The sequence below is a fragment of the Mesorhizobium sp. genome (assembly GCF_005063415.1).
Lineage (GTDB): Bacteria > Pseudomonadota > Alphaproteobacteria > Rhizobiales > Rhizobiaceae > Mesorhizobium.
In genome coordinates this window covers 21,578-29,083 of sequence record NZ_SUEG01000070.1, presented here as the reverse complement: position 1 = coordinate 29,083, position 7,506 = coordinate 21,578, and the positions used below count along the sequence as shown (strand labels likewise).

Sequence of the window (7,506 nt, the reverse complement as noted above, 5' to 3'; positions counted from 1 at the left end):
TTCCACAGCAGCTGGCGCTTGGTGGCGCCAAACGCCTCGCCCGCCTCGACGATCGATTTCGGCACCGAGGTGACGCCGAGATGGGTGAGCCGGACCGAGGTCGGGATAACGAAGATGATGGTGACGATCAGGCCGGGCGCGTTGCCGAGGCCGAACAGGGTCAGCACGGGGATCAGGTAGACGAAGGTCGGCAGCGTCTGCATCAGGTCAAGTACCGGCAGCATGACGCGATACACCTTCGGCTTGTGCGCGGCCCAGATGCCGAGCGGCACGCCGATGGCCATCGACACGGCGGCGGCGGCGACCACCAGCACCAGAGTCTCCACCGTCTGCTTCCACAGGTTCTGGTTGAGGATGAACAGCAATCCGATGAACACCGCCAGGGCCAGGCCTTTCGAGCGCTGCAGGAAATAGGCGAGCAAAGCGATCAGCGCGATCAGCAGAACCGGCGGCAGCAGCAGCAGCCCGTCGACGATGCCATCGAGCAGAAAGTTGAGGGTGTTGGAAAAAGCCCTGAAGACGGTGTCGAAATTGTCGGTGAGAAAGCCGAAAAACGCCTTCCCCCATGCCCCAATGGGAATCTTGTAACTGACCAGGAATTTGGAGATCGGATCCATCTAGCCCCTCTTCTGCCGGCGCCGTCCTTTGCCGGACGGTCATCTTGTCACAGGATATGAAAAAGGGCAGCCATTTCTACCGTGGCTGCCCCTCGTCTTGTCGTGCAAGCGGTCAGGTCAGCTTCCGAGCGCTGTTTTCACCGCTGCCGCCGCATCGCCGCCGTCGAAGGTGGTGACGCCGGCGATCCATGGAGCGACCGCGTCCGGGTGCTTCTTCAGCCAGTCGGTCGCGACCGTATTGGCGTCGCCGCCCTTCAGGATCGCGTCCATCATCTCGCCTTCCATGTCCAGATTGAACTTCAGGTTGGCGATGAACTTGCCGGCATTGGGGCATTCGCTCATGTAGCCCTTGCGTACATTGGTATGCACGGTGGCGGCGCCAAAGCCGCTATCTCCCATCCCCTCGAGATAGGTGATCTTCATGGCGCCCATCACCGGATGCGGTGTCCAGCCGAGGAAGGCGATCCATTCATTGTTCTTCATCGACTGCTCGGCCTGGGTGAGCATGCCGGCCTCGGAAGATTCGACCAGTTCGAAGCCTTCGAGATTGGTTTTCGGATCCTTGATCATGTCGAGGATGATGCGGTTGCCGTCATTGCCGGCCTCGATGCCGTAGATCTTGCCGTCGAACTTGTCCTTGAACTTGCCGAGATCGGTCAGCGTCTTGACACCGGCATCGGCGACATAGGTCGGGACGACGATGCCGTAGCCGGCGCCACTGAGATTTTCGCTGACGGTCTCGACCGAGCCTTCGGCGGCATAGTCCTTGATGTCGTTGGTCATCGACGGCATCCAGTTTCCAAGGAACACGTCGAGGTCTTTGTTCTTCAGGGATGCATAGGTCACCGGCACCGAAAGCTGGATCACCTGCGGCTCGTAGCCGAGCGCCGTGAGCAGCACCGAGGCGACGCCGGTGGTCGCCTGGATGTCGGTCCAGCCGACATCGGACAGCCGCACCGTCTTGCAGCTTTCCGGATCGCCGGCGAAGGCCCCAGTCGTGGATAGAAAAGCCGCCAGGCCGAGGCCGGCGACGAATGAACTCATACGCGACATGAAAATTCTCCCATTTCAGTTCTCGGTGAAGCCAAGCGACGGTTTTATCTCCGCCTTGTCACGCCAGCCAAACATCATTCTGCTGCGGTTTCAAGCACTAAGGCAATCACGAACAACGGCGCAGGCTGGCCGATCAGCGACACGCCCGCCGCTTTCCGGATGGAAGTCGCCTTTTCCCGGTGGAATGTAGGCGCTCCCCCTCCCCGCTTTGTTGCAACTCGGCTTAAAAGGACGGCATGGCCAAACTGTACTTCCACTATGCGACGATGAATGCCGGCAAGACGACGATGCTGTTGCAGGCCTCGTACAACTACCGCGAGCGCGGCATGACGACGATGCTGTTCATCGCCGGCCACTACCGCAAGGGCGATACCGGGCTGATCTCGTCACGCATCGGCCTGGAGACGGAAGCCGAGATGTTTCGCGACGGCGACGATCTGTTTGCCCGGGTCGCCGAGCATCACGACCACGCCACGGTCCATTGCGTCTTCGTCGATGAGGCGCAGTTCCTCGAAGAGGAGCAAGTCTGGCAACTCGCCCGCATCGCCGACCGGCTGAACATCCCGGTCATGTGCTACGGCTTACGCACCGATTTTCAGGGCAAGCTGTTTTCCGGCTCGCGCGCCCTGCTGGCGATCGCCGACGACCTGCGCGAGGTGCGCACCATCTGCCGTTGCGGCCGCAAGGCGACGATGGTGGTGCGCCTCGGCGCCGACGGCAGGGTGGCGAAACAGGGCGAACAGGTGGCGATCGGCAAGGACGTCTATGTCTCGCTCTGCCGCCGTCATTGGGAAGAAGAAATGGGCCGCGCCGTGCCCGACGATTTCATCGGCTTCACCAAAACCTGACCAGCGCTATTGCTTTCATCCCACCTCCCGGCCGACATTCGTTCGCCAATCGCGCCATCGTGCCGCGCTTGTTAAGGCCTGCTTCCTATTTCAAAACCTCTCAGCCAGAGCCGTCGGGGAGTTCCCATGCTTCGAGCCATTTCGTCCGCCGCTGCCTTCCTCATCGCCGGCGCTCTTGCAGCGCATGCCGACGGCGATGCCGCTCTCGGCAAGAAAGTCTTCAACAGATGCATGGCCTGTCATGAGGCAACGAGCGACCACGACAAGGTCGGCCCGCATCTGCTGGGTGTCGTCGGCCGCACCGCCGGCACCGCGGACAGTTATCTCAGTCGCTACTCGCAGGGGATGAAGGACGCCGGCGCTGCCGGCCTGGTCTGGGACGAAGCAAACCTTGCCGAATACCTGCGCGCGCCGCGGCAGAAGGTCCCCGGCAACAAAATGGCCTTCTCCGGCCTGACCAGCGACGACGACATCGCCAACGTCATCGCCTACCTCAAGGCCGATCCCAAGCCCTGAGCGTCGCTCCCGAGCAAAAGTCCAGCCGCGGTTGGAAGCGGTGTCTGACCGGACGGCAGTTACACCGTAATCATTGCCTGACTATCCTGCGGTCGGCCTCCTGAAATTCTTTTGTTTTCCTGTAATCCCATGTCTTCCGTCTTTCATTCGCCAAACCCGGCACATATATTCGCGGCGGTTTGCGAAACGAAACCGATGCCGAAGCGGGAGGCCCCAATGGCGACATTGCAGAATTTCGATGCCGAGATTGCCAAGACCAAGCAGGTCGTGGAGGACATGCGCACCAAGATCGAGCAGTCCGGTAGCGTGCTCGACACGCTCGCCACCGCCGACAAGAAGATCGGCGACGCCAATTTCGATATCGAGAATGCCCGCATCGAGGACGTGCTGAAGCAGCAGAAGGTGATGGAAGGCAATATCGCCGACCTGATCATCGGCCTGGAGGACGCCACCAACGTCTTCGGCGCCGAATTCGAGAGCATGAAGAACTACACCGGCTGGGAAAGTTTCGTCGGCGTCTTCTCCAGCCAGCGCAAGCAGCGCATGCGCACCGACCGCGTCCGCAACATGTCGCTGGCCGGCAATTTGCAGGAGCTGCTGGCGAAATCCGACACCATCGTCGGCATCCTCAAGGCGCAGAAGCAGGTCCTCGACACGCGCTACAAGACCTCCGAGGCCAGCCTGTCGCAGGTGATCGAGCGCCGCAAGACCACCATGTCCAATCTCGAGACCGTGCAGAAGCGCATCGAGGAACTCAACCCGATGCTGCTCGACATCGAGAACAAGATCGCCGCCTCGACCAGCCAGAAGGAGCGCACGCAGCTTGAAGGCGAACGCTCGAAACTGGCCACGGAATACAACGAGAAGCAGGCCAAGGAGCAGGAATTGCTGGCCGAAAGCCAGACGCTGGAGCGCTATACCTCGATGTTCCAGACCTTCGTCGATTCGCTCAACAACCAGATCGCGGCGCAATCGACGCTGATCAACAAGCTGACCATCGATACCGAGCAGCGCATCGTTCTGTACAAGGCGCTGGAAGATTCGCTGAAGACCGCCGCCCAGCAGGATGTCGCCCACAAGATCAACACGCTGGGCAGCCAGGTCGACAACACCGCCGAAGAGACCATGGCCGGCATCGGTGCCGCCTCGCAAAAGCACATCGGCGATCTGCTTGAAATGCATGAGAAGAACATGGTCGCCACCGCCGACATCCAGCGTCGCAAGAAGCTCGCCGACGATGCCTTCGCCCGCCGCTTCGACGATGTGATGAAGAAGCACAATTCGGCAAATTACGTGCAGTCGTAATTGCTGCACGTGCACTGCTCCCAAGGGCTGGCAGCATGACCCCCGAAAACGAAGCCGCAGCGCGCTATTTCTCGGCGATCGCGGCGGCACTTGGCGGCCTCGAAGTGTTCATGCGCGACGATCGTTCGCCGCTCTACCGGCACGGCATCGTCGCCAAGGTCGTCGCCGAATATATTGCGCGGCTCGACAAGTCGTTCTCGTGCTGGCGCAACCGGCTGGGCTTCACCGAGACGTTCCGCATCTCGCGCGCCGAAAGCGGTTTCCCGGTCTTCCAGAACCTGCTCGAGTTGGAGAACGACCGGCTCCAGGCCGATGCGCGCCTCGCCAATCTCCCGCTGGCCGACGAGCTGCGCGAGGAAATGGCGGACTTCATCCTGCGCCACAAGGAATTCCCTGAAGCGCTGCAGAAGTCGATGGCCGAGCGGCTTTACCTCGAGGACGTCAAGAGCGAGACCACCTTCGGCCCGTTCACGCTGGCCCAGACGGTCAAGGTGTCGGTCAATCCGAAGACGTTGCGGCCCTATTATCTGGTCCACTGGGCCTGCTTCGACGGCAGCGCCAACCTGCCGCTTGTCTATATGGTGACGGTCGAGGATTCCTCGGACGACATGATCCGGCAGCTTGTCGACTCCAGTGGCAAACTTAATGAGAGGGTCGACATCCCGCTGCCGGTCGACGGGTTGCTCAATCCCGAGCTTGCCCACCGTTTCGACGATTTCACCGAGAAGAATTCCGCCTACACGCTGTCGCCGGCGACCATCGCGGTCAACCTCGACAAGGATTTCGAGCCGCTGCATCCCAAGCAGCTGCGTCGCGTCGTGCTCGGCCCGTTCTATTCTGCAGGGATTACCGACAACAATTCGACGGTGAGCGAAGTGCTGGCCAAGGTGCGCAAGCCGGAAAACGCCTGGCTGCTGACCTGGACCATCCAGGAGGTCTTTTCCAAGGCCGAAAAGCCAGGCCGCAAGGGGCTGTTTTCGAGCGAAAAGACGACGCAGGAATTCTTCATCAATACCGACGATCTCGAGGCCGCGCGCCAGGGCGTGTCAAGCTATGAGAACCATGCGCTGATCCCGCACGAGGCCTATCAGGCGCTCTATGCCGCCGGCGAGGCGCAGAAGATCTTTTCGGGCTACAAGGTCCACATCCTGTCCAAAGGGCAGGTCATCAGCGACGTCTGACCGTCAAATCGCGGAGCATCCTCCATGGACACCGGCCTGACCACCATCCCGGAAGCGGCAATTGAAAAGCACCGTGCCACTGCGCAGAGCTTCATCACCCGCATCGTCGTGCTGGAAGACCCATCGCGCGAGTCCGGCACCGCGCTTGCCGGTACCAACCGCCGCTTCGTCTCGACCGTCTCGGTCGGCTCGGTTCGCCGCACGCGCGAGGTCGAGCTCGCCAAAACCGTCGCCGCCGTCCATTCCGACGACCAGTTGCTGACCATCCCGCAGCACACGCTGTTGTTTCGCGCCCGGCGCGGCACAGCGATAGCGCTGGCCATATCGGATGTCTTCGCCGAGGGCTCGGACCTCGAAAGCCTGCAGGCGAAAAATGCCCGCGCGCCGCTCGAAGGCGATGAAGCTGCCACCTTCAAGAAGCTGCTGTCGGCCTCTGCCTACATCTCCGCCTTCAGCCTTGCCTCCTATCTGTTCCAGCTGATCGACAGCGACGGCGAGGCGCCGAACGACACGCCCGAGCCGGACTTTCTGTTCGACACGCCACAGGATGCGGTGAAGTCGGTCGTAGCCGGGCTCGACAGGGCGATAGCAGGTTCGAAGGACGATGCCGACCTGATGACCCGCGCCCGCGCCTTTGCCCGCGTCGCCATCGACGGGCTGTTGGCGCGAAAGGGCCGCTTCGACGGCATCGGCCCGTTCGAGAACGCGCATATCCGCATCGACGTCGACGATTTTACCCTTGACGGTTTCGACGTCGCGCCGGGCAAGCGGGCAAAGCCGCTGGTGATGACCTTCAAAAAACCGGAAGAGGTCGTCGGCAACCACATCGCCAAATACCAGTCGGTCAAGCTCGCCAAGATGCTGATGGCCTATGACTTCGAGCGCGAGCTGAACCCGTTCGTCGAGCTCGGCGGCTTCTTGTTCACCTTCATCGGCGACGGCGCGCCCGGCACCGGCAAGACGACGCTGATCCAGATGATCGCCGGCCTGCTCAACGGCTACTGCCAGGTCGCCGGCTATCCCTTCGCCTACGAGAATTTCGGCGTCGACCAGATCTCCTCGTATCAGGGCAAGTCCGGCCAGAACTGCCGCCAGTTCATCAACAATGTGCTGAACCCGCGCGTCATCGGCTTCGGCACCATCGACGATATCGACCAGGTAGCGGCACGTCGCTCCGACGATCGCGCCTCGGCCGGCCAGCAGGAAATCACCGGCGTCCTGATGGACGCCTTTGGAGGTGCTGCGACCGTGGTGCGCGGCAACTGCTCCTTCGGCATGTTCTCCAACTATCCCGAAAACGTCGACGACGCGCTGCGCCAGCGCGCCGGCGCGCGCTGGCTGGTCGATGGCCCGCAGAGCCGCGACGACTATATCGACATCTTCGTTCTGCTCGCCGGCAAGAACCACAAGATCCCGCTCGGCGACCACAAGCTCTATGCGGCGCAAGAGATCCAGCGCGCGGTGATGGAAGCTTACGAGGAGCATGAGAAGCCGCAGGAAGACGGGTTGATGAAGGTCTATGAGCGCTACATGAAGGAGAACGGCGCGCCAAAGACGATGGCCGACATCGGCACTTATCTGCATATGATCAAGGATGCCGAGCCGCGCTTTACCGGCCGCGCCATCAAGAACGTCACCGATGCCATCAAGATGCGCGCCATGGACATCGAATTGCCGGACGAGTGGTTCGAAAAGCCGGAAGCCTTCATGCACAAGGGTTACGACGACAAGAAAGCCATGATCGAGGAACTGCGCGGGCCATTCTCGATGGACATGGTCATCCAGGAGATCAACCGCTATGCGGATTCCGAATTCCGCTATTCCGACAAGTCCGACGATGCGGCGGTGACCAAGATGATCCGCGACACCCGTCTGCGGGAGCGTGCCGTCCGCGAGATCGAGGAGATGAAGAAAAAGGGGCTATGGAATGCGTGAGATGCGCCGACGCCCCCTTCTCCCCTTGTGGGAGAAGGTGTCGCCAAAGGC

At 61.2% G+C, this 7,506-nt stretch carries 7 protein-coding genes; 5 read left to right on the top strand and 2 right to left on the bottom strand.

Annotated features, from left to right (window positions below; translation table 11 throughout):
- Both E5W70_RS18875 and E5W70_RS18870 read right to left on the bottom strand, forming a co-directional pair.
- A partial coding sequence (locus E5W70_RS18875) for an ABC transporter permease subunit (RefSeq protein WP_292660737.1) occupies nt 1–617 on the bottom strand: 617 nt, incomplete at its 3' end.
- Nucleotides 618–734: 117 nt separating this feature from the next.
- On the bottom strand, nt 735–1,670 hold the full coding sequence (locus E5W70_RS18870) for a choline ABC transporter substrate-binding protein (protein WP_292660734.1): 936 nt from the start codon (nt 1,668–1,670) through the stop codon (nt 735–737).
- A gap of 236 nt (nt 1,671–1,906) precedes the next feature.
- Between E5W70_RS18870 and E5W70_RS18865 the strand changes: the two genes are divergently transcribed.
- The 5 genes from E5W70_RS18865 (at nt 1,907) to E5W70_RS18845 (ending at nt 7,455) form a co-directional block, all read left to right on the top strand.
- Nucleotides 1,907–2,518, top strand: a complete 612-nt coding sequence (locus tag E5W70_RS18865) for a thymidine kinase (protein WP_292660731.1) — start codon at nt 1,907–1,909, stop codon at nt 2,516–2,518.
- Between the two features lie 126 nt (nt 2,519–2,644).
- The gene (locus E5W70_RS18860) at nt 2,645–3,034 is read left to right on the top strand and encodes a cytochrome c family protein (protein ID WP_023679507.1); all 390 of its coding nucleotides are present in this window, start codon (nt 2,645–2,647) and stop codon (nt 3,032–3,034) included.
- A 216-nt stretch (nt 3,035–3,250) separates the two neighbouring features.
- Nucleotides 3,251–4,339: a hypothetical protein gene (locus E5W70_RS18855; RefSeq protein ID WP_292660727.1), complete on the top strand. Its 1,089-nt coding sequence runs from the start codon at nt 3,251–3,253 to the stop codon at nt 4,337–4,339.
- A gap of 35 nt (nt 4,340–4,374) precedes the next feature.
- Nucleotides 4,375–5,520 (top strand): hypothetical protein, encoded by a 1,146-nt coding sequence (locus E5W70_RS18850; RefSeq protein ID WP_292660725.1) that lies wholly within the window; start codon nt 4,375–4,377, stop codon nt 5,518–5,520.
- 24 nt (nt 5,521–5,544) lie between these two features.
- A complete protein-coding gene (locus E5W70_RS18845) occupies nt 5,545–7,455 on the top strand; it encodes an ATP-binding protein (protein WP_292660722.1) in 1,911 nt (636 codons plus the stop codon).
- The last annotated feature ends 51 nt before the right edge of the window (nt 7,456–7,506 follow it).